The organism is Prevotella micans F0438, from assembly GCF_000243035.1.
GTDB classification, from domain to species: Bacteria; Bacteroidota; Bacteroidia; order Bacteroidales; family Bacteroidaceae; genus Prevotella; species Prevotella micans.
Map to the genome: position 1 here is coordinate 508978 of NZ_JH594521.1, position 21320 is coordinate 530297.

Annotated in this window: 16 protein-coding genes, 1 tRNA gene and 1 other RNA gene; 13 read left to right on the top strand and 5 right to left on the bottom strand. The window is 46.3% G+C overall.

The window, feature by feature from the left end; genetic code table 11:
• The first annotated feature begins 576 nt into the window (after positions 1-576).
• The 3 genes from HMPREF9140_RS10565 (at position 577) to HMPREF9140_RS02050 (ending at position 4065) form a co-directional block, all read left to right on the top strand.
• Positions 577-747 (top strand): hypothetical protein, encoded by a 171-nt coding sequence (locus HMPREF9140_RS10565; protein WP_006951396.1) that lies wholly within the window; start codon positions 577-579, stop codon positions 745-747.
• On the top strand, positions 725-3448 hold the full coding sequence (locus HMPREF9140_RS02045) for a fimbrillin family protein (protein WP_244858978.1): 2724 nt from the start codon (positions 725-727) through the stop codon (positions 3446-3448). The genes HMPREF9140_RS10565 and HMPREF9140_RS02045 overlap by 23 nt, the downstream gene beginning before the upstream one ends.
• 191 nt (positions 3449-3639) lie before the next feature.
• Entirely contained in the window at positions 3640-4065 is a 426-nt protein-coding gene (locus HMPREF9140_RS02050) for an HU family DNA-binding protein (protein WP_006951404.1), read from the top strand.
• Between the two features lie 96 nt (positions 4066-4161).
• Here HMPREF9140_RS02050 and HMPREF9140_RS02055 read toward each other — a convergent pair.
• Both HMPREF9140_RS02055 and ffs read right to left on the bottom strand, forming a co-directional pair.
• Positions 4162-4235: transfer RNA gene (locus HMPREF9140_RS02055), tRNA-Thr, on the bottom strand.
• A gap of 9 nt (positions 4236-4244) precedes the next feature.
• Positions 4245-4337, bottom strand: an RNA gene (ffs, locus tag HMPREF9140_RS10115) — signal recognition particle sRNA small type.
• Between the two features lie 161 nt (positions 4338-4498).
• Here ffs and HMPREF9140_RS02060 point away from each other — a divergent pair.
• From HMPREF9140_RS02060 to HMPREF9140_RS02085, 6 genes are all read left to right on the top strand, one after another.
• Complete coding sequence (locus tag HMPREF9140_RS02060; RefSeq protein WP_006951409.1) at positions 4499-5032, top strand: DUF4199 domain-containing protein; 534 nt, start codon at positions 4499-4501, stop codon at positions 5030-5032.
• Between the two features lie 18 nt (positions 5033-5050).
• Entirely contained in the window at positions 5051-6016 is a 966-nt protein-coding gene (locus HMPREF9140_RS02065; protein ID WP_006951410.1) for a glycosyltransferase family 2 protein, read from the top strand.
• A gap of 4 nt (positions 6017-6020) precedes the next feature.
• Positions 6021-6494 carry a DUF6452 family protein gene (locus HMPREF9140_RS02070; protein WP_006951412.1) on the top strand — a complete coding sequence of 158 codons (474 nt, stop codon included), beginning with the start codon at positions 6021-6023 and terminating at the stop codon, positions 6492-6494.
• A complete protein-coding gene (locus tag HMPREF9140_RS02075; protein ID WP_025073424.1) occupies positions 6448-7137 on the top strand; it encodes a DUF6048 family protein in 690 nt (229 codons plus the stop codon). Before HMPREF9140_RS02070 ends, HMPREF9140_RS02075 begins: the two co-directional genes overlap by 47 nt.
• Before the next feature lie 5 nt (positions 7138-7142).
• Complete coding sequence (locus HMPREF9140_RS02080; protein ID WP_018571970.1) at positions 7143-8156, top strand: FAD:protein FMN transferase; 1014 nt, start codon at positions 7143-7145, stop codon at positions 8154-8156.
• A gap of 118 nt (positions 8157-8274) precedes the next feature.
• Positions 8275-8943 (top strand): Crp/Fnr family transcriptional regulator, encoded by a 669-nt coding sequence (locus HMPREF9140_RS02085; RefSeq protein ID WP_006951417.1) that lies wholly within the window; start codon positions 8275-8277, stop codon positions 8941-8943.
• A 138-nt stretch (positions 8944-9081) separates the two neighbouring features.
• Here the strand turns inward: HMPREF9140_RS02085 and HMPREF9140_RS02090 are convergent, their stop codons facing one another.
• Both HMPREF9140_RS02090 and queG read right to left on the bottom strand, forming a co-directional pair.
• The gene (locus HMPREF9140_RS02090) at positions 9082-10221 is read right to left on the bottom strand and encodes a hypothetical protein (protein WP_006951418.1); all 1140 of its coding nucleotides are present in this window, start codon (positions 10219-10221) and stop codon (positions 9082-9084) included.
• Entirely contained in the window at positions 10218-11174 is a 957-nt protein-coding gene (gene queG, locus HMPREF9140_RS02095; protein WP_050810792.1) for a tRNA epoxyqueuosine(34) reductase QueG, read from the bottom strand. Before queG ends, HMPREF9140_RS02090 begins: the two co-directional genes overlap by 4 nt.
• 280 nt (positions 11175-11454) lie before the next feature.
• Here queG and HMPREF9140_RS02100 point away from each other — a divergent pair, with 280 nt between their 5' ends.
• The 3 genes from HMPREF9140_RS02100 (at position 11455) to HMPREF9140_RS02110 (ending at position 15372) form a co-directional block, all read left to right on the top strand.
• Positions 11455-13146: a sigma-70 family RNA polymerase sigma factor gene (locus HMPREF9140_RS02100; protein ID WP_006951422.1), complete on the top strand. Its 1692-nt coding sequence runs from the start codon at positions 11455-11457 to the stop codon at positions 13144-13146.
• Positions 13147-13233: 87 nt separating this feature from the next.
• On the top strand, positions 13234-14301 hold the full coding sequence (locus HMPREF9140_RS02105; protein ID WP_006951423.1) for a radical SAM protein: 1068 nt from the start codon (positions 13234-13236) through the stop codon (positions 14299-14301).
• Positions 14302-14307: 6 nt separating this feature from the next.
• Positions 14308-15372 carry a Gfo/Idh/MocA family protein gene (locus HMPREF9140_RS02110; protein WP_006951424.1) on the top strand — a complete coding sequence of 355 codons (1065 nt, stop codon included), beginning with the start codon at positions 14308-14310 and terminating at the stop codon, positions 15370-15372.
• A gap of 345 nt (positions 15373-15717) precedes the next feature.
• Here HMPREF9140_RS02110 and HMPREF9140_RS10720 read toward each other — a convergent pair whose 3' ends face one another.
• Positions 15718-16137: a hypothetical protein gene (locus HMPREF9140_RS10720; protein WP_006951425.1), complete on the bottom strand. Its 420-nt coding sequence runs from the start codon at positions 16135-16137 to the stop codon at positions 15718-15720.
• Positions 16138-16372: 235 nt separating this feature from the next.
• Here HMPREF9140_RS10720 and HMPREF9140_RS02120 point away from each other — a divergent pair, with 235 nt between their 5' ends.
• On the top strand, positions 16373-20908 hold the full coding sequence (locus tag HMPREF9140_RS02120; RefSeq protein WP_006951426.1) for a choice-of-anchor J domain-containing protein: 4536 nt from the start codon (positions 16373-16375) through the stop codon (positions 20906-20908).
• Positions 20909-21320: the final 412 nt, after the last annotated feature.

The following is a 21320-nucleotide window of genomic DNA, read 5'->3' on the forward strand; positions in this document are numbered from 1 at the left end:
CACACACACACACACACACACACACACACACACAGGCATCTAGCCTCACCTAACTTATTTTTACGCGCGCGAGGAAGTTACGCAAACCTAAGGAGACACAAGGGGTATAGCCATCTTTTGTGTTATGTTTTTCGTGTCCTTTCGGCAATCGATATAAGAGAAAATAAGGAAAGATTTTATCCTCAAAATCCGCATGATTTCCGTGCGGCGAATACTCCCATTTCAGTAAACATAAACTCCCGCTCGGCCGATAGGCCGCATGTAGGGACAGACCCCGTGTCTGTCCGCCTCACTTCGGTTCTGCGAACCGAAGCAATATTATTGGTCGAAAGGTACGAGCGATTGCGTATTTATCCGGGCCTGGCGCCCGACGGGTGCGGACAGACACGGGGTCTGTCCCTACATGCGGGCTGGGCCCGAATTGGCATTGGTTGGGAAGCAAACATATCGGCCGATTTCGGTTTGGCTACGGATATTCGGCGATACGTATGCCATCTCATCCCCAATCACATTCCACCCCTCACCCCTTGCCACGATGACAAATAATGTAATCACGAAATAAAAATCATTATCCGTATGAACAAAAAAGAATTTACGAGGGGCGTTTATGTCCAGCCCCGTATCGAGACAATCTCATTGCAACATGAGTTCCACTTGCTCGTGCCTAGCGAGATTAAGCCCAAACCCGGAGGCCCCGAAGTGCACGACCCCGACGAGGACAACGATGAAGAGATTGAATTTGAATAACAAGAAACAGCAAACAACAATGAAACAAGTAATGAAGACTTATTATCGCTCGGCCGTCGTGCTCCTCGGCATGATAGCCGTGCTATCGTTCGGAGCCTGTGCCGACGACGAGATTGTAGATAATCGCCAGGGCGTGAAAGACGGTTTGGGCTTTTCAGTAAGCGATATTCAGGATGCCCCCGAAGACCAGACGCGTACGCTCAACGATAATCCCGAAGACTATGCCGTTCAGGGCATCGACTTCACCGAGGAAGCCGGCAACGCCTGCTTGCAGGAAACCACCGTGCCGGGCGTGAACCCCGTAAAGCGCGCCCCTGCCACTCGCTCCGACTTTCAGAACTCCATCGGTGCCCCGTTCGGTGCCTTTGCCTGCAAGAACGGCAGCGGCAAGCCCGACTTCTTCTACAACGAAAAGGTGGCTGCCAACGGTACGATGGTGTCGCCCAAGACATGGACGAGCGATGAGAGCACTTTGCAGTTCTATGCCGTCTATCCATACATTGATGGTAGCAATCCCAATTTGCAATTAGTTCAGCCATTGGCGGGCGAGCTACCCAGCATAGACTTTACCACGCCTACTGACATAGCAAACCAGATAGACCTCATGACTGCCTCCACGCAAGACATTACATACACTAGCACCGGCGGCGGCTCACACGTTGTTCCGCTCACGTTCTACCACTCCTTGACCGCCATCCGTTTCGGCGTAGGCTCGAACCTTTCGTGGGCCAAGACCATCAAGAGCGTAGAGTTCCAAGGCGTTTACAGCAAAGGCCGCTACGACATAAAGACCAAGACATGGAGCAACCAAAGCGCCACACAGAACTACAAGCTCGACAACATCGGCGTATCTACCAGCGAAGCCATAAATAACGTTATCCTTAAAGACGGTCACACGTTCCTTATGATTCCCCAGATCCTCCCCGCCGGTGCCAAGATAGTCGTAACGTTTAGCGATAATACCAGCATTACCGCCAAGATAGAAGGCAAGAAATGGAAGCCCGGCACCACCAAAACCTATATGATAACCGAAAAGAACAGCAACTGGAACTACATTATTCAAGCCACCAGTCCTACGGCTGTTGCCTATGATGCGACTCAAACCGGCAACTACGGCATCACCAGCTATCGACAAGTAGGTTCGGAAAAGCAGCCCGTAAAATGGCGAGTGGTGAAATATCAAGAGAGCGCCGACGGCGGTGCCACATGGAGCGCGGAGAGCGACACCAAGCCCGCCTGGCTCACCGGCCTAACTCTCACCCAGGGCGACGGCAGTACAGCTGCCCAGCAAGGCACAGCCACCGTGCAGAAAGCCCCCATCATCGACAAACTCGCTCCTTACAACAAGGTGTTGCATGATGCCACGCCCAAAGGTAGTGCCGGCAACTATTACGACCTATCCACCCACGACTACAAGGGTAATGCGACCGCCCGCAACACCGCCAATTCTTACCTTATATCTGCTCCAGGCTATTACAAGATCCCGTTGGTCTACGGCAATGCCATCACGGGCGGAAATCCTAATCCTCATGCTTACATCAGCCAAGCACCGACAGGACTACCAGTTTGGGAAGAAAAGAATGTCCTACGTACTTTCAAGGATCACGCTGGCCAAGATATTACCGACCCTTGGATAACGCAGACGAACAGTGGAGCAAATATACCTGACGGAGCCAAAATTATTTGGACTGACCAGAGCGGCATTGTCGAAGCCAGCAGTCTCGGCATCGAGGGCAGCGGTACGAATGCCTTTGTCCATTTCCGCGTACCGCATGATAAGATCAAGAACGGCAATGCCGTCATTGCCGTGACCAAGGGAGGCGTGGTTGTATGGTCGTGGCATCTGTGGTTCGATCACGACGATGCGTTCGATACTGTTGAGTGCACCAACTTTACCAACCATATCTATAAGTTCACCAACCGTAATTTAGGCTTTGCCAATCTCAAATGGATTATCACGACTTACAGTGCTCCACGGGTAGCGCGTATCAAGGTCGAACAGACAACCGGCAACGGTTCGCCCTTCGTAAAGCAATTCTCTTACATCACTATTACACAGAATCCAGGTTCAGAGAAGATAGTCGGTCCTACATTCTACCAGTTTGGCCGTAAGGACCCTTTCCCATATACAGACAATGTTATGGATGGTTCCTTTACTAAGGATGCCGGCAACAATATGTCCGTTTCTAACGGAATCCTGAACCCTGACAAGTTTTACACTTATGGAACTAGTTGGTATAATGACACAGACCATATGAATCTATGGTCTTCCGATAACATAACGCGTTATACTTTTAACATACATGATGATGCCTTGATAGTTAAGACGATTTACGACCCATCGCCCGTGGGCTTCCATATGCCTCCGATAAGTGCTTTTACAGGTTTCTCCAAGACTGGCAACAACACAACAGTTCTATCCGACATAAATGTCAGCGGGGCCTGGGATGACGGCTGGCACTTTAACAATAAGATCACATCCTCTGACAAAACGGTTTACTTCCCTGCATCGGGATATCGAGATGGTTTCAGTGGCGAGGTTACTGATATCGGATCAAAGTTAGAGTACCATTCAGCTCTCCCTAGTGGTACAGGAGGTGTAAATGTGGGATTGGGGTACTATTATTCATCCCCTCAATTAAGATTTTCGGGGGGTATTGTACGAGCAGAAGGATGTCCCATTCGCCCTGTGGCAGAATAATCCCACTGGGGTTTGATTCATTATCGGATATGAAAAAGGCTTAGTCCGTACCTAAGGGTACCTCGGTCGCCACCTAAGGGTACCTTAGTCGCCACCCGAGGGTATTTCATCCGGGTGGCGAGGCAGTCGGAAAGAGAGAACGAGATTCATATTTCAAACAACATAATTATTCATTTTAAAACATTACTGTTATGGCTTTTTTTAAAAAAGTACTGAAGAAAATCACCGGTAAGTGGTATCCCGAAGTGGTGATTGTTGGTAAGCCGGTGACAACCGACGAAGTGGCCGACCGATTGGCCGAAATATCCACCGTGAGCCGAGGCGACACGTATGCCGTCCTGAAAGACCTGGGACAGGTGATGGGACAGTTCATGGCCGAAGGTCGCACGGTGAAACTTCAGGGTATCGGCACGTTCTACTACACCATCGTGGCTACCGGAATGGGCCAGAGTAAGGCCGAAGACGTGAAGGCTTCGCAAATTGAAAACGTTCGCGTTAGGTTCATTCCCGAAACAACGCGCACGGCGAGCAATAAAGTGGCTACGCGCTCGATGGTTAACCAGAAAATATGGTGGGAAGAGTGGAAAGGCGAAGAAAAGAAAAAACCGACACCGTAAATGCTCTTCATTCCAATAATACCGAAAAAAGGATACGCAAGAAACTGCGTATCCTTTTTCATTCATCTAAAAACTCTCAGCCTTTTCCTCTGATAGAGCCTCTTGTCGGATTCGAACCAACGACCCCGAGATTACAAATCACGTGCTCTGGCCAACTGAGCTAAAGAGGCGGGGGTGGGCAAGCTGTTCTTATCGCGCCGCTACAACCTCCTACCCTTGCTGCGTTCCCACCCTGGGGGATTTAAAGGGAGCTGGCCGTAAGAGACTTGCCCGTGTTGTTGTGACTTCCTTCAAGAAAGAAGACGATGCAAAGGTATTGAATGGAAGATTAATTTAAGAAATGGGCCATGTAATTTTTAGTCCCTTAACAAAAAACCATAATTTCAATCTACCCCCACATTTTTATATTTCATTTAATGACTAATTTTGTTGCATGATTTATGAAGACTACAAGCAATTGCGTACTTATTCCCGATATGACGGCGTTTATTTAGCTATTCTTTGGGCGGCAAGTTTTGCATGTTTCGTGGGTAGTGCATGGCAATCTTTCTTAGGAACATTCAGTTCTTTATTGATTCTTTCCACCCCTTTTTTTGTTGCTTACAGATTGCGCATTTTTCGTGAAGAAGGTCGTGAGGGAACAATTTCTTTCAGTTTTGCTTTGATGTATTGCCTGCAAGTTTTCATGAACTCGGCTTTCCTTTTTAGTTTATTGCAATGGGCCTACATGTCGTTTCTAGATAACGGAACACTTTTCGGCATTGCCTCTAAGATGCTTGGAATGCCACAATATCAAGATTTTATAAAAGAGATGGGACTTTCGGCCGAGGATTATCTGACCTCACTACGTGAGATTTTCGAGCCGTTGACACTTGCTACAACCGGCTTTATTTATGAGCTTCTGCTTGGCGCAATTGTCAGTTTTCCTGTTGCGGCTGTGATGGCTCGTAGGAAGCAAACGAAATGAGTTAATCAAAAACGATACATGGATATTTCAGTAATCATACCGCTTTTCAATGAAGAGGAAAGCTTGCCCGAACTCCACAAATGGATTCAACGGGTAATGAAAGAACACAATTTCAGCTACGAGATTATTTTTATTAACGATGGTTCGACCGATAAGAGCTGGGACGTTATAGCCCAGCTCGGTAAAGAGGATAAGAACGTTCGTGCTATCAAGTTCCGGCGAAACTACGGTAAGAGTCCTGCGCTTTTCTGCGGATTCAAGGCCTCGAAAGGCGATGTTGTCATCACAATGGATGCCGATTTACAGGATTCGCCCGACGAGATTCCCGAACTCTATGAAATGATAACCCAAGATGGTTACGACCTCGTGAGCGGATATAAACAAAAGCGCTATGACCCTCTGACTAAAACAATTCCGACAAAACTGTTCAATGCAACAGCACGCCGAATAAGCGGTATTCGCAACCTGCACGATTTCAACTGCGGACTGAAAGCCTACAGACGCGACGTTGTGAAAAACATTGAGGTTTATGGCGAGATGCACCGCTACATTCCATATTTGGCCAAGGAGGCTGGCTTTGCAAAGATTGGCGAAAAAGTTGTGCACCATCAGGCACGTAAATACGGAAAGTCGAAATTCGGCATAAACCGCTTCATCAACGGTTATTTGGACCTGCTCACACTTTGGTTTTTAACCAATTTCGGTAAGAAGCCCATGCACGTGTTCGGATTCTTGGGTAGTGTGGTGTTCTTTATCGGCTTTGTGGCTTTGGTTTGGCTGGGATGCGAAAAGATTATAAATCTATGCGATGGCGTCTACGGTGATTTACTTTCAAATCATGCCTCATTTTTCATCGCACTGGTTGCCATTCTTCTTGGCACGCAGCTTTTCTTGGCCGGGTTTATAGGCGACCTAGTTAGCCGAAGTAGTTTGCATCGCAACGATTATCATATCGAAGAAGAAATCAATATCGAAGAATCATAAACCCATGCTTAAAAGAACGCTCTATTTGCTGCTGTTTCCGATTCTTCTGTCGGCCTGTTCGGATATTAACTGTCCGCTCAACAGTACTGTATTTTCATCATATACGATGAAGGGCGACACGCTCAAAGATACGCTAAGCATCATTGCCATACGCCCAGACAGCAGCGATGCAGTGCTTTTGAATCGTTTTGTGGGGAAAACAACTTTCAAAATACAGATGAGCTACGTTAAAGATGTAGACAGTTTGCTGTTCCTTTATAGCGACACCGCCGGCAATAGTCAACTTGATACGGTTGTTGTTCGCAAAACAAATATCCCGCATTTCGAGAGCGTTGATTGCCCGGCCAACTATTTCCATACCATCATCGGCACGAACCATACTAGACATCGAATCGACTCCATCGTCATCAACAATCCTAACGTAGATTATGATGCAAATAAAAAACACTTCTTCATTTATTTCAATTCTGACAATTAGTCTGCTTTTGTTGTTTCCTAATGCGGGTAACGCGCAAAGGCGAAAGCCTGTGACAACAGTTGTGAAAGACACCGTACCTCTGTTTCGAGGAATATCTGTGGGTGTAGATGTCGTGGGCGCTGCGATTGCTGTAATGTCAGACTATGGGCAATATGAAGGAGTGGCCGTGGTGAACCTGAAAGATAAATATTTCCCAACTATAGAAATCGGAATAGGAAAGGCCGACAAGAAAGACGACATAACCGGTACAACCTTCGCCACCCGAGCTCCATATTTCAGAATTGGCACTGATTTCAATGTAATGAAGAATAAACACGATATATATCGTGTTATCGTTGGAGCGCGCGCGGCTTATACCTCATTCAGCTACGATTTCGGAAACCCGAACGTAAAAGACCCTATTTGGGGCGGGCCTGTTGACTATAGCGTTGCCAATGTTCCGTGTAACTTTCTGTGGGCCGAACTGGTCGGCGGAGTCAACGCTAAGATATTGGGCCCTATTCATCTCGGGTGGACGGTGCGCTACAGAGCTCGACTTTATGCTAAAAGCAGTCCTTACGGTGCGCCGTGGTATGTTCCAGGCTACGGTTTAAACTCAACCTCCCGTCTAGGTATAGTATTCAACATCTGTTTAGATTTCTAGAGATTATGGATAGAAAAAAACTCTATTGGCAGTTGCCTTTTCTGGTCCTTCTCATTGCAGGCACGATTTTAATCATCAAAAGGCAGCATTCCATGCCCTATCAGCACGATAACGGATTCGTGTTCGGTACTGTTTATCACATCACGTATCAAAGCGACCGCAATCTGCAATCCGAAATCGAAGCGCAGCTCAAATTGGTAGACCAATCGCTTTCAACATTCAATAAACAATCCACCATCTCCAGAATAAACCGCAATGAAACTGTGAAAGCCGACCGGATGTTTGTTGAAGTGTTTAACCTCGCGCAGCAAATCTCGTCCGAAACCGAAGGAGCATTCGACATAACCGTGGCTCCGCTAGTGAACCTCTGGGGATTCGGATTTAAAAAAGGAACCTTGCCTACACGCGAAAAAATCGATAGTATCCGCCCACTAATCGGTTATCGGAAAGTATCACTTCAAGGTAGAACCATCCAAAAAGCAAACCCAAGAATAACACTTGACTGCTCGGCCATAGCAAAAGGTTACGGCGCCGACATTGTTGCACGATTCTTCAAACAGAACGACATCACAAACTATATGATTGAAATAGGAGGCGAAATAGTAACCAGCGGGAACAGTGAACACCGAGTGCCATGGAAGATTGGAATAAACAAGCCTGTGGACGATAAACAAAACAAGAACCAAGATATAATAACCGTACTCAACGTTACCGATAAAGCAATGGCAACTAGCGGAAATTATCGCAACTTCTACTATAAGGGTGGAAAGAAATATGCCCACACTATTGATCCATATACTGGGCGGCCCGTTCAGCATTCCCTCCTCTCGGCAACCGTCCTAGCCCGCGATTGTGCCACAGCCGACGCCTATGCCACGGCGTTCATGGTTATGGGAATAGACAAAGCAAAAGAGGTTCTCGATCGACACCCTGAACTGATGGCTTATTTCATCTACTCCGCTGGTGGAAAGCTACACACATGGCACAGCAAGTCCATGGAAAACAAAATGACTAAGTAGATGTTTATTATTAAATGTACTTATACATGAAATGGCTTCAATTCGCTTTGCCGTCTTACTTTCATCTCTCGTTCCCGCCTCTTAAATTCAAGGGCTATTAATTGCGAACATATATTTAATGCTGCAGATTTATAACAAGCTCCTTGAGCTGCCACTCTTTCTCGGTATCGACCGGGCAGACCTTGCGCAGATTGTCGATAAGACTCGATTCGGATTCCTCAAGCTGGAACCAAACCAAACCCTTGTTGAAGAAAATCAAAAATGTCAATTGCTATATTTCCTAATGAGTGGACAAATGATCGCTCAAACGCACTCAGATAACCGCCGATATTCAATTATTGAACAATTCCACGCCCCAAACATCATACAGGCCGAACATTTCTTCGGATTTTCGCAACGCTACACCAAAACATTCACCGCCCGAACAGACTGTAGCCTACTCTCGCTCGACAAAAACGAAGTGCTTCGCCTCGCAAGCCAACACCTCATTTTCCAACTCAATCTTCTCGGTACTCTCGCCACGGGTTCGCAACGCGGGTCGCGTATTCTCTGGCATAATGAGCCAACCACGTTGCGCGAACAATTCGTGAGATTCGTAGTGCAACGTTGTATGCGTCCCGCAGGCGAAAAAACAATAAACATCCGAATGAAAGATTTAGCTGCCGAACTACACGCTCCCCGACTCAATATTTCCAGCCTACTAAACTCCCTACAAGCCGATAATTTGCTCACACTCTCGCGAGGTCGAATAGTAATTCCCGCCCTGGAAAAGCTCATCCAGGAATAATATAGGTTCTCTTTTCGCTGGAACGTCGACGTTCCGGGAACTTCAAAAGCCATTTGTGGCCGGAACGTCGCATTTCGAGAGTTTCAATACATTTTTTCTATAGGTGCTGGAACCTAACCTATTCAGAATTCGTGTATATCATATTCTGCGGAGTAGCTTACGGTCTGTCCAAACGCCCTTTTTACTGTAAATAATAGAGGTTTCTTCTTGGGATACAGGCCATGAATCTTTGTCGAGCTTCAGGGATTTTCGAATTGTAGAGGGCACCAGGTCGGCATTTTCGAGGCTATCTATGTAGGCGGTGTCATAATCTTCGTCTAATTCCGCTGTGTCTAATTCCGCTGTGTCTAATACCGCTGTGTCTAATACCGCTGTGTCTAATACTACGGAGTCAGAGTCGTAGTCGTAGGTATCGTAGGTAGTTAATGAATCAATATCCACCGAATCCACATCCATTATAGTATCTACATTATCTTTCGAGCTGCCAATCTGAGCATGTACATAAGCCTCTTTGGTACTTTGTAATGTGAATGACCCATCACCAGCCGTTATGGCTGTTTGGGTGTAGAGTATATTGTCTTTGTGGAGTGAATCAGGCATCTGTCCGTCAGTGTAAGTGCCCGGTAAGAACGTTTGCCTATAAATACTGCGGAAATAATCCATCCCGGGGATGAAATATGAAAGCATACTGTTGAGGAATGTATTATCAATGTCGTTGAACATCTCGAGCAGTTCTTCTCTTTTAGGCTCATCTTTGTTTCCGAGTAATTTCCGATTCTTCCGGTAGGCTGATATTAATTCGTCGATTATTTGGTTGTATAGCTCTTCATTAACGATGGGCATACATTGATTCAAGTCAGCAGAGAACATAATGTTGAGGGGCGTTTTACGGAAAATGCTCAAAGTTAAATTGAACAATGCGGCCTCGTTATCGTCTTCGAATTTTATGGAAGATTGCTTGAAGTCTAGAAACCTTAGCTCCATCACATATCCGTAGGCTGACGCGTCGAGCACCTTAAGTGAAAAGCGGCTCATAATGGTGTCGCCACTTTCCATGCCGAACTTTCTCATGCTGTGATTGCAGCCGAAATTGTAGTCCGAGTAGCCTCTCATAACGCTGTCGGTTTCCGAGTTACGATAATCGTAAGTTACAATAAACTCATAGTTTGCCGTTTGTCCGATACGGAATTGCGGTTTAATGGACTGCGGCTTCTTCTTAGCCGTCACGGTCGTTGTGCCAAACATAATGATGATGGCGAGTGCAATAATCTTTTTCATAAATCTTTATTATTTGAATTTGCTGCATTGATATTTCGTTTTATGCCTTCGAACTTGGCGCGCTTAACAGCCGAGCCTTTGAAGAGGGTACGATATTTTTCTGGGGTGAGTCTCTGCCAGTCGGTTTTGCACATGCTCATTAGTTCGTCGCTGGGTTGGAGCAGAGGTTCGTCGGTTGGATTTGCGAAACGATTCCACGGACATACTTCCTGACAACGGTCGCAGCCGTAAATCATGTTGCCCATTGCCGATTTGGCCTCGGCAGATAGTTCGCCACGGTTTTCGATAAGCTGATAGGATAGACATTTTTCCGAACAGAACTCCTTCGTCTCGACGATTGCGCCGGTCGGACAAGCGTCAAGGCACCGTCGGCAACTACCGCACCGCGATGGCATCGGTGAATCGTAGGCATCAGCATCGAACGGGAAGAAAATCTCACCGAGGAAAAACATCGTGCCTCCGTGAGGAATTATAAGTTGATGATTCTTACCCGTCCATCCGAGTCCAGCTTTCCATGCCCAATATCGCTCTAGCACCGGAGCAGTATCTACAAACACGCGAACCGATTCGGTGCCTTCACTGAGAGCATTACAAATGGTTAGTGCTAGCTCTCTCAACCGCCCTTTCATCAGGTCGTGATAATCGCGTCCGTAAGCATAGGCCGCTAATTGATATTCTTCTTCCGGAAATGTTCGGGCTGGTGCATAATTCAGAGCTACCGATACTATGCTCTTAACATCCGGAACTAGCAACCGTGGGTCGAGACGTTTATCGGTGTGTGCCGCCATGTAGTGCATATCAGCCTCTCCACCAGAAGATAGCCACGCACGCAATCTGTCGGCAGTTTCTTTCTCTACCGGTTCGGCGCGTGCAATTCCACAAGCAGTGAATCCCAATCTCCGAGCCTCACACTTTAAATAAGAGTTATCAATCTTTTTCACCTGAATCGTCATAACCGTGCACAAAGTTAGAAAGATAAATATCTGAATAACGGGCTTCAAAAAAGATTTGAGCAGAATGAAAAAAGAAGAAAAGCTTTTCATGAAGCCGGAATTAAATTTATATTCTTCCTTCTTCAAAATGAAACCGATATTGCCAAACCTCATTCGTCAGATTTAAAATAAGAATCTAATTATGGAGTTTTTCCTTTTTCAAGCATCAAAAAAAGTCCCAGAATCCATGCAGTCATTTAGGCATAATCTACTCCTTTTAATAAAAAGGAAAAATATATCTATGAATATAGATGTCGATATAGACGCATGTAAGAAAGGAGAACGAGAAGCTCTCGAAGATTTATATAAGGCATATTCCAATAGATTAATGAGAATATGCCAACATTATGTGACAGATAAAAGTACTGCTGAAGATATTTTGCATGATGCCTTTATCATCATCTTCACCTCCATAAATATGTTGAAGGATAACTCAAAATTTGAGGGATGGATGATAACCATAGTAAGGAACCTTTCTTTGAAATACCTGCAAAGCACTGAAAAAGATGAAATCCCTTTATCTTGTCTGGAAATAGACCTTCCTGATGAGAATAGTGATGAAGAAAAGAGTATTAAACTAGAATTGTTGCTATCGGCAATAGAATCCTTGCCAGAGGGAAATCAGGAGATATTCAAACTCTCGGTTCTGGACGGTCTCTCACATAAGGAAATAGGAGAATTGCTAGGTATCAATCCTCACAGCTCTTCTTCCCAGCTGTTCAGGGCAAAGAAGATGCTGCGTGCAATACTGATTAACTATTGGATGCTACTTCTATTGCCAATTCTGATACCCGTATATATTTATCTTACAACGAGAGACAAGTCTTCCGAAATTACCGACAACAAGCCGACCGCAGTGAACACTTACAAGGAACATTCCAGACGTATTCAAAATGAAAGAAGAATGCAAAGTATAGAACAACCAGAATATTTCATACCATCAATTAACAGTGATAATAATAGCAGTGTTCCTGTAGAAATAACTGCTCCTACTGAAAAAGTAAAAACAGACAGTGCGGAATCTGGACAGGTGGTAGTATCATTCAATGTGGATTCCTTGCAAAAATGTTTGGCAACTGATATAGGCATGGAAGACTCTTTATACCACCTTCTAAATATTTCCCGGGATAAAATGATAGCGCTGAATGAAAGCGTAAATATCAATATCAAACAAAAGAAGAAATATCCGTGGACATTTAATTTTGGCTATTCTTCCAATGCCGGCGCAAATGGAGCTATGTCCAATCTGAACTACCTGTCCGTAATAGATTACGCTAACGGAGGTGTAGCTGCGAAACTTTATACTTGGGAAGATTATGCAAACTACTTAACAAGGAACGGTGCTTTGATGGATTCTATCGAGAGAGCGAAAATGTCTTGGATAGCACTGAATAATGCAATGGGTGGGAATAAATCTTTAGGCGAGAAGGCGCATCATTATCGCCCGAAGACCTTTGGTTTCTCGCTCAACAAGCAGCTAAGTCCTCGTTGGACTTTCGGAACGGGTATACTCTATACCAGATTAAAGTCTGAATTTGAGAGTGAATATCACAAAGCAAAACTGTTGAAGACACAGAAAATAGATTATGTGGGCATACCATTGCGATTGACTTATCGTATATGGAGCAAAGGACGGTTCAACGCATATACAACAGGTGGTGTAACATTTGAAATGCCTGTCCATAGTTCACTCAACAAGAGATATATCATTACGTCCGATTCGTCGTATACACTTAGGGGCAACATCAAGGCACGTTATCAGTGGTCTGTTAACTTAGGTGTAGGTGTACAGTACAAAATATTCAAGCCATTCAGTCTGTATTTTGAACCTAACATGTTCTATTACATCGGGAATGACAGTGGTCTTGAGACTTACCGCACAGAGCATCCGCTCATGATAACGGTACCTTTCGGTCTGAGACTTACTTGGTAAGTAATGAGCAAATAGAGGAAAGTCATCAATACTGTGCAGTCTTTTGACTGATTTCTACTCTTTATCATAAAAGATAAACTAGAAATAATGTACAGTATTTATGACTACATCCATAATGGGATAGTATTTGCCAATAATGTAATACACAGACGACACAAGGAGCTCACCTCCCTTATGATATATTCCACCACAAGTTGTCAGTCTCGTTGCAAGCACTGTTCTATTTGGAAGAAACCTATGGAGAATTTAAGTTTAGATGACATCATCAATATCATGAACAGCAAATGCGTAACCAAGCACACGGTGGTAGGTTTAGAAGGTGGTGAGTTTATTCTTCATCCTGAAGCCGACAAGATACTTGCCTGGTTTGATACGCATCATCCCAATTATACTCTACTGTCTAACTGCCTTGCAGTGGGCAAAGTAATTTCTGCCGTGAGGAACCATTATCCCAAACACCTGTATATCTCGCTTGACGGTAATAGGGAAACTTATCGATATATGCGTGGACGGGATGGGTACGACAAGGTTATTGAAGTAATCGAGGCATGTAAAGATATTGTGCCCGTATCCTTGATGTTCTGTCTTTCTCCATGGAACTCGTTTGAGGATATGGAGCATGTCATAGACGTTGCGCGGAAGTATGACATAGACGTGCGTATCGGCATTTACAGTACGATGTCTTTTTTCGATACGACACAAGACCTGATGGAAGCCAATAATAAAGACTTCATAAACCGGATTCCGTCGTCCATACATCAGACTGACGAGAACTTTGACTTCGTTGCCCTCTATGACGAATGGAAGAACGGCAGACTGAAACTTAGATGTCATAGTATTTTCAGCGAGTTGGTAATCCACTCAAATGGTGATGTACCTTTGTGTCAGAATCTGGATGTGGTCTTGGGAAACATCCACGAGAATACTCTCGACGAGATATTCAATTCACGGAAAACATGCAAAATTCAGTGTCAGCACTCCAAAGAATGTAATCAATGCTGGATAAACTATCATCGCAAGTATGACATCATATTGTTGAGGAACCTGGAAAGAATCTTTCCCAAGTGGTTGATAGAATTGTTTTACGGAAAATATCAATGGACAGATAACAAGCATACTACCTATAAAAAGCATTTTAAGGAAATAACAGTATAGCCAGATATGGGATATTTAGACAACATCATAGGCAGATATAAGAGCATGCGCAGCATGAGGGAACTGAATCAAATCTACACTCGGCAGTATGCGCTTATAGGTATAGGTAATCATTGTGTCAGCAATCTGTTGCCAGTCATGCAGTATCTTCAGCTGCCACTGAAATACATCTGCTGCACCTCGGAGAAGAAATCCTCGTTGATTTCTCAGAAATATAAGGGAGTTAAAGGAACCACTTCTTTGCACGACATTCTGTATGATGATAATATTTCGGGAGTCTTTGTAGCTGCCAATCCACATTCGCATTTCCGGATAGCAAACGAAGTCATTAAATCGGGGAAGCATCTCTTCATAGAGAAACCTCCTTGTGAGAACGAAAGAGAACTGAAGTCTTTGGTAGATGCGATAAGGTTGTATGGTTCACAGCATATTATAATTGGACTGCAAAGGCGATTTGCTCCGGCTACGCAGATTCTGCAAAAACGATTACGAAGAGAAGGCAAACGGCATTACCATTATCGCTATCTGACAGGGCTATATCCTGAGGGTGATGCTTTGCTCGACCTGTTCATCCATCCGCTTGACTATGTAACGTTTCTATTTGGAGAAGCAAAGGTGAGGGCTGCAGATACTGTAAGCAGCAAAGATGGTGGACAGACCCTGTTTCTTGTGTTAGAGCATCAGGATGTAACGGGTATGTTGGAACTGTCAACAGATTACTCGTGGCAAGATGCACTGGAACAGTTAAGTATAAGCACCAACAAGGGATTGTATGTATTGGACAACATGGAGCGACTCAACTTCACACCGAGACGCTCTGCTGTATTTGGAGTTCCATTGGAGAAAGTCTACCGAAATAATGCAACTGCTGTTGTCAATCTATACGGAAGAAATGGTTTTGTCCCGACTGTTGGTAATCATCAAATCGTCTCACAGGGCTTCTTTTCGGAGATTAAAGCGTTTGCCGATATGGTTGAAGGTCGATATGAGGCCGATTCATCCTTTGGTTTGGAAAGTGTCAGTCATGTTTACTCATTAATGGCCGAGATAAAGACTGTAGAAGTAAGATAATGGTATTGTTTCTGTTTATAAAACAGCGTTTCGGCACCCACCGACGGAGTGAAAATCGGAAAAATAGCTCTTCGGCAGGTGCCGAAGACGAGAAAATCCAAAAAACAGAGCTTCGCTCTGGCGCGAAACAGTGAAAAACGAAAAAATACATCGTCGCACAGGAGCGAAAGCTCGAAAATCAGAAAAATAGAGCTTCGCTCCGGAGCGAAGCACCGAAAATTGAAAAAACATCTCTTCGCTCCGGAGCGAAAACTCAAAAATCAAAAAAGCAACATTTCGCGCCAGAGCGAAGCATCGAAATACATTTCATCTTTAACATTTAAGTATTATGGAAATAAAACGGCTTCACAAAGGACACCTCCAAAACATGGAGCACCTCAACTTCGCCGAACACGTGTTGATAATGAACAAGGAGGCGAATATCGACAAAATCAAACCACTTCTTCCATAAACAAAAATTACTAGAGCGTGGCGCTCCTGGCTATTTCTGTTTGGAAAATTACTAGAGCGTAGCACTCCCGGCTGTTTTAAAGAGGATGTGAAGTTACTGTATTGGAATCCGGCGCAATGGATTCCGCCGACGTATTTCTTTGTTGGGTAACCGTTGTGCCTAAGTCCATAACGTGTCACGCCGAACGATGCTCCGAGATTACTCATGGAGTCGATTTCGAAGCCAAGGCTCACGTTGTCCATGGTAAACGATTCTCGGCCGCTTGCCGTTTGATAGTAATCCATCGTGCTTCCGTCGGGCGCTGTTCTTTTCATGAAAATCTCGGTGTCGTTAGATTACAAAAACTTTTCATACGCGACGCCTCATCATTTCGAGCAACATAAACCAGTTCGAAATCGGGGTACATGCTCCGGGCGATCATCACATATGGGTATTTTTTACATAAAAATGAATTTTGAATTGCTTTTATTTAATTGTTGAGGGATGCGCCACGTACATTTGCCGACGATATTTTACAGGATAATAGTTTCATAAATTTAGTTTTAAGTAATGAAGAAATTCTATGTCATAGCTCTCGTAGCTACTGGTATGGCGTTCTTTTCGTCGTCGGTTTCGGCCCAGCGTATCGAACCGACAACCAAGAATGCTGTTAAGGTGGCGCCGAAGAGTGTGTTGAGTGGCGACGCAAGGTTGCAGGAACCCCGTCGTACGAAAGCAAGAACAATTACGAGTCCGGGCATATCGCAAGGCCGCGGCTCCGAATTGTTAGTGCATCGCATTCCTGCAATAGAGAGTAATCCTAATGCTCCCGTAATCTACGGATTCAACTACAAGTCGGGCGACTGGCGCACGCCGAGTCCGCTTGCAAGTGGAGTGTTTTCGTTTAGTGCATCGCAGCCGTTTAACTTCGTTGCAGAGTCGACAGGTGCAAAATTTCCCGATGACCCGCAAGTAGCTTTCTATGCCAACGGAAAATTCTACTGCATAACGTCGACTTACTGGAAGGATGCCGACTACGGTATGCACGCGTTTTCGCGCATATATGTTTTCAACGCTGAGACATGGCAACAGATTGGCGACACCATTTCGCTCGGAAAGCATTACCCAATGCAGTGCGCAACCTATAATAAGGCTAACGGAAAAGCGTATTTCATGAACTGGAATATGGAAACATCGGACGACGACGATGACCAGCCGTCGAAGATGCTCTGCTCGATCGACCTCGCAACAAACAAGGTCGACACGTTGTTGCGCACCGACAACTTTTTCGTTTTCCTGGCTGCCGCGAAAGACGGTTCGCTCTACGCAGGCAAGATTCAAGATAACGAGCTTTGCAAAATTAACACGTCTACAGGCGAGGTTACAAGTGTGGGCAAGTGCAATTTTACACTCGCCAACGGAACTGCTCCGGCCGAGGCCGTGTTCGACGATGCAACCGGCGAACTATATGTAGCAGCCTTGGATAATAAAGACAGAACTTTCCTTTATAAAGGCGATGCCTCTACGGCGCAGTTCACGAAAGTTGGGCAATTCCCCGGCTCCGAACATTTCAAAGGATTGTATATAGTCGACGCACCCGCCAAAGCCCCCGCAGCCCCGACAAACATTGCGTGGACATTTACAAACACTGTTCGCACGGCCGGAAACCTCACCTTCGGCGTGCCGACAACGGCGTTCGATGGCTCATCGCTTAGCGGAACACTAACGGTTTACGTTTCGATAGACGGAAACGAAACCTCGCAAACAGCATCGCCTGGCGACAATGTATCTCTGCCCCTGTCATTGGCCGAAGGCAATCATACGGTTTCGGTTTATCTTGGCAATACTGCCGGAAAATCGCAGATTCGCCGCATGTCGATATTCGCCGGCGAGGATGTTCCGGGTGCGGTGGGCAATTTGAAGTTGGAAATAAATGAACCAACCAAAGCTGCCACAGTTTCGTGGACAGCCCCAACGACAAGTAAGAACAACGGGCCAGTAGACGATAACTCGATAGTTTATAAAGTAGTTCGCCAGCCCGACGGCATGGTTGTGGCCTCGGGCATATCGGCCACTACATTCACCGAGACTCTTAGCGGAGCACGTGCCCATTACAGCTACGACGTTACACCGATGAGCAATGGCAAGGAGGGGCTAACGGCCTCGTCGAACACCATCGCTTCGGGCACATTCTATAACGTTCCGTTCTACGAGAACTTCGATGAAGAAGGCGACGCCGCCCTGTGGAAGGTAGGCGATGCCAACCACGACGGAACCACATGGGCGCGAATGCAGGTTAGCGACTACGGAATGACTATCGGCACGAGCTATCAAACGGCCGACGACTATCTAATTTCGCCCTTAATAAAAGGTATGACCACCCAGCAGGCCTATCGCGTATCGTTCACCGCTCACGGCGGAAGTTTCGAACGACCAGTAAAGCTGGCTTTGTATCTCGGACAGGACGACAACATCTTAGTTACCGAACCCCTGAAGGCTGTCGACATCGAAAGCGATGAAACTGGCACCTATTCGGGCGTGTTCAGCATTCCGGCCAACGGCGATTATCAGCTTTTGGTGCACGCATATTGCACTGCTTATTCGGATGCCGACCTTAAGTTCGGACACCTGCGCGTAGAGAAAGATGCCGACATCGACGCTCCGGCGGTAGTCGACAACGTTGTTCTAACGCCTGGTGCCCAAGGCGCGCTCAATGCCGAACTCGCATTCAAGGCTCCGACAAAGAATACCGACGGTAGCGCACTGTCATCAATCAGCAAAATAGAGGTTTATCGCGGAGCCGAAAGCGATACTCCGCTCAAAACCTTCACCAGTGTAACGCCCGGACAGAGCCTTTCGCTTAGCGACGCCCTTAGCGAGTCGGGCATGCAAACATATCTTGTTCGCACATACGGTAGTAAGAAAGGCGCACTCAAAGAAGTTAGCGCATACGTTGGAATCGACATTCCCGACACGGTCCGCAACCTCAAAGCGGCTATGCCGGTCGAAGGCAAAGCCACGCTAACATGGAACGCCGCCGCCGTTAAAGGTTTGCACGGCGGATACGTAGATCCCTCAGCGGTTAAATACGTTATTACACGATGGAGCGAAGAGGCATACACCTGGGCACAGATTGCTTCGAACGTTTCGGGAACCACATACACCGACGAAACACCCGACATTCCCGTAGGCAAGCAGCAAGCGTATGTGCAATACGGAGTGTACCCGGTTTCGACAACCGGACGCGGTCGCGGAACCCGAGCTACCACACTTGTAGGTCAGCCCTACGCGCAGCCTTATCAGGAATCGTTCACGAACGCTAAGCTCGACACCGAACCGTGGATAACACACACCGGAATAGGAAAAACTTCGTGGAATGTTCAGGGTACAGGCGGAGCCATCGACCCATTCGACGAGGACGGCGGCGAACTTAAATTCGCCAACCCGGGAACAACTCCGCAAAGCGGCTATCTGCAAGGCCCGCGCGTTAAGTTGAGTGCAACCGACAAATCGGCTCTGTCGTTCTACATGTATCACGGTATGGAGGCCGACCGCGGTGATGCCTACGTGCAGATTTACGCTTCGGTAGACGATGCCGATACGCTTTGCCTCGGCACATTCCAGTATAACGACGGCACTACCGGATGGTATCGGCACGTAATCGACCTTAACCAATACACCGGCAAGGGTAACATAACCTTCCAGGTTTACGGCTACACCGCCGACGCCAGCGCAACGCTCTATGTCGACCAGTTCCGCATCGATGCTTATGCCGACAACGACATTGCAATTCAGAGCTACGACATACCTACGCGCATGAATATCGGTCAGCCTCACCAGCTAAAAGCGCGCGTAATCAATGCAGGTAGCAAGTCCACCGGCGTCTACACCGTAGCATTATATAAGGACAACGCACAAGTTTCGTCGCAACAGGGCGCAGCCTTGGCTCCGAATGCAGTGCGCGATTTTGTATTCAATGCACAAAACGAGTTGTCGGAGGCCGGCGACTCTGTTCAATACTCTATCAGATTGGATATGTCGGCCGATGGCAAGCTGTCTAACAACGCCACGCCCGAGGTGCGTGTATATCTAAATGGTCCGAAATATCCGCGTCCGCAGGCCCTCACCGGTAAGGTTGTTGCCGGAAAAGCCAGCTTAACCTGGCAGGCTCCTGCCTCGAGCGAGATGGCCAACGATGTTACCGACGATTTCGAATCGTACGAATCGTTCATCATAGAACACATCGGCGATTGGACTGTTTACGACGGCGACAAAGCTACATCGCTCTACTTCAGCGGCCCGGAAATTCCAAACTGGTTCACTCCGCAGGCCTACCAGGTGTGGAATCGCGATAAAGCCGGATTCCAGAAGTTCGACGTACTTAAACCGCACTCGGGCGACCAAATGTTGGCTGCATTCAGTGCGTCAGACGGTCAATCCACAGCCACGCCTAACGACAACTGGCTCATATCGCCCGAAATAGTAGGCGGAAGCGATCTATCGTTCTGGGCCAAGGAATCGCAAACAACCCACGGCCCCGAAACGTTCGAAATTATGTACTCGGAAATGGAGAAACCCAACACGATAAACGACGACTTTATCGACTCTTTCGAACGTTTGGCCACGGGAACCGTGAACTACGTTTCGTGGAAACAGAATGCCTATACCCTGCCGGCCAAAGCCCGTTACTTCGCCATTCGCCACAACACGCAGGTAGATGGCATGGTGCTGTTGCTCGACGATGTTACATACACTCCGCTCGTGGGCGGCAATTCAACCACGCTGCAGTTCAAGGGCTATAACGTTTATCGCGATGGCCATCTTATTGCATCCAACCTTACTTCGCCGGCCTATACCGACAACATCATAGCCAAGGGCGATTACCTCTACCAGGTTTCGGCAGTTTGGAACGTTGGCGAATCGATGCTTTCTGATGGTTGGACTCTCCACGTAACCGACGGAATCGAGCAGGCTGATGTCGCCAACAACAAGCCGATGGATGTTTATACTCCGTCGGGCATCCGTGTTCGCACAAAAGCCACCACGCTCAATGGTCTTCCTAAGGGATTATACATTGTAAACGGCAAGAAGGTTGTCGTTAAGTAATTCGTCCCTGTGAATAATATCGGTCGACTGATTCGTATTGAATTAGTCGACCGTTTTTCTATCGCCAAAGAAAATGATATCCCTTGTTGTACCTTACAAAACCACCAAGACAGTCGGAAATATGGTTTTGTCACCTTACAAAACCGCCAAGACGGTCGGAAATATGGTTTTGTCACCTTACAAAACCTCTAGACGGTCGGAAATATGGTTTTGTCACCTTACAAAACCACCAAGACAGTCGGAAATATGGTTTTGTCACCTTACAAAACCGCCAAGACAGTCGGAAATATGGTTTTGTCACCTTACAAAACCGCCAAGACGGTCGGAAATATGGTTTTGTCACCTTACAAAACCACCAAGACAGTCGGAAATATGGTTTTGTCACCTTACAAAACCTCTAGACGGTCGGAAA

Excerpts from the sequence above, each read along its gene's own strand:
- HMPREF9140_RS10565 (WP_006951396.1), top strand. The coding sequence starts at position 577 with ATGAACAAAAAAGAATTTACGAGGGGCGTTTATGTCCAGCCCCGTATC.
- HMPREF9140_RS02045 (WP_244858978.1), top strand. The coding sequence starts at position 725 with ATGAAGAGATTGAATTTGAATAACAAGAAACAGCAAACAACAATGAAA.
- HMPREF9140_RS02050 (WP_006951404.1), top strand. The coding sequence starts at position 3,640 with ATGGCTTTTTTTAAAAAAGTACTGAAGAAAATCACCGGTAAGTGGTAT.
- HMPREF9140_RS02060 (WP_006951409.1), top strand. The coding sequence starts at position 4,499 with ATGATTTATGAAGACTACAAGCAATTGCGTACTTATTCCCGATATGAC.
- HMPREF9140_RS02065 (WP_006951410.1), top strand. The coding sequence starts at position 5,051 with ATGGATATTTCAGTAATCATACCGCTTTTCAATGAAGAGGAAAGCTTG.
- HMPREF9140_RS02070 (WP_006951412.1), top strand. The coding sequence starts at position 6,021 with ATGCTTAAAAGAACGCTCTATTTGCTGCTGTTTCCGATTCTTCTGTCG.
- HMPREF9140_RS02075 (WP_025073424.1), top strand. The coding sequence starts at position 6,448 with ATGCAAATAAAAAACACTTCTTCATTTATTTCAATTCTGACAATTAGT.
- HMPREF9140_RS02080 (WP_018571970.1), top strand. The coding sequence starts at position 7,143 with ATGGATAGAAAAAAACTCTATTGGCAGTTGCCTTTTCTGGTCCTTCTC.
- HMPREF9140_RS02085 (WP_006951417.1), top strand. The coding sequence starts at position 8,275 with ATGCTGCAGATTTATAACAAGCTCCTTGAGCTGCCACTCTTTCTCGGT.
- HMPREF9140_RS02090 (WP_006951418.1), bottom strand. The coding sequence starts at position 10,221 with ATGAAAAAGATTATTGCACTCGCCATCATCATTATGTTTGGCACAACG.
- queG (WP_050810792.1), bottom strand. The coding sequence starts at position 11,174 with ATGACGATTCAGGTGAAAAAGATTGATAACTCTTATTTAAAGTGTGAG.
- HMPREF9140_RS02100 (WP_006951422.1), top strand. The coding sequence starts at position 11,455 with ATGAATATAGATGTCGATATAGACGCATGTAAGAAAGGAGAACGAGAA.
- HMPREF9140_RS02105 (WP_006951423.1), top strand. The coding sequence starts at position 13,234 with ATGTACAGTATTTATGACTACATCCATAATGGGATAGTATTTGCCAAT.
- HMPREF9140_RS02110 (WP_006951424.1), top strand. The coding sequence starts at position 14,308 with ATGGGATATTTAGACAACATCATAGGCAGATATAAGAGCATGCGCAGC.
- HMPREF9140_RS10720 (WP_006951425.1), bottom strand. The coding sequence starts at position 16,137 with ATGAAAAGAACAGCGCCCGACGGAAGCACGATGGATTACTATCAAACG.
- HMPREF9140_RS02120 (WP_006951426.1), top strand. The coding sequence starts at position 16,373 with ATGAAGAAATTCTATGTCATAGCTCTCGTAGCTACTGGTATGGCGTTC.